Genomic DNA, 1,266 nt, shown 5'->3' on the forward strand with positions numbered 1-1,266 from the left:
TTCGCCCACATCCGGACGTTCAGGCTGGCGATCCGGGCGCCCAATAACGGCCATTCGTTAAGCGCGATCTCGAAAGGGAGGATTTTTCTGGGTGTGAGGCGACCGTAGACCGCGGTCGCCCAAGGGTGCCGTATCGACTTCTGCGACAAAGGCCGGCAGCAGCCCACCTGCTACGACTTGGCGTTTACGGTTGCTGTAGCAGGATGCCGTTCACCATCATCGAGTTGAGGGACGCGCAGCGGTTAGGCATCTTATTTTCGCGGGCGTAGCTTGGCGCTACAGGACCTCCCAGCGTGCCAGTCAGCTGTATGCGTTGGCCGAAGCGTGCGACCCTCCCCATGTGTCGGACGACGTACCCGTTACGCTGCTTTCTAAGCGTCGTTGGCTCACGCCAGATCAAGAATCGAACCGTATTTCGCTCCTGTAAGACTACGCAATTACCTAGGGTCGTTAATATGCCTTCAGCGCTCATCATCGCGGATGGCGCAGTCGAGCGGGGGGCATAAGTAAGAAAAAAGGGTCTTGCCGGTCGGCGCAAAGCCTTAGACGCGGCGGGTGCAGGGAGGAGGAAGGTCGAAATCGCTAACAAAGCAGTGGTTGCAGAGAGGAACGCCATTGATCCAATCCATAGTGAGCGTATTCCTAGCATCTTCCACCCCATTTTCTCAGACAGTTTGTAAGCTGATGCGCCTGATATTCAATCGATGCGATGCGTGGGGTGGCCTTTTTGCTCTTCCTTGAGGGCAGGAGCAAGCGCTTTAATTCTGCGCATCAAGAGCGCTTTTGAGACACCAGGTGTTCAATGCTTAGGGTCGGCTGCGTACGTGAGGCATGGCGACGTTCTCGAATGAGCATCGGAAAACGGGAATGGCCGGATTCGGTTCGTAATTGAACCTCGGCCCCGATAGTCGGGTGACTAAATGAGGATGGGGCATGGGTGTAGTTATCAAGGTCGGCAGCATTATCGATGAAATTGGCACTGGCGACTTCCTGCACGCCTTCTTTTCGACGGTGAGCGGCACGCTAGAAGATGAATGGGGTAAGCGTTTCCCATCGCTTATGAAGCTGTACGCGGGCAGCCTCCCCTACGAACAGGCATCGATGGCGCTTGCCGAACTCGCTGCTGTTCGCACGGGCCTAACGGATTTTGCGCCGGACTGTGTGATTTGGGACATAGAAGATCGCACCAAGACACCGCCCTGGGGCGGGAATATATCGGCGGATATAACGAACCTTTCCAACTACTTTGTGTCATCGACTGGCCGG

At 55.8% G+C, this 1,266-nt stretch carries 1 protein-coding gene; it reads left to right on the forward strand.

Annotated features, from left to right (window positions below; genetic code table 11):
- Nucleotides 1-933 precede the first annotated feature (933 nt).
- A partial coding sequence (locus C8J47_RS00735) for an Imm70 family immunity protein (RefSeq protein ID WP_121884050.1) occupies nt 934-1,266 on the forward strand: 333 nt, incomplete at its 3' end.

Origin of the sequence: Sphingomonas sp. PP-F2F-G114-C0414, from assembly GCF_003688595.1 — a bacterium.
Classification (GTDB): Bacteria; Pseudomonadota; Alphaproteobacteria; order Sphingomonadales; family Sphingomonadaceae; genus Sphingomonas.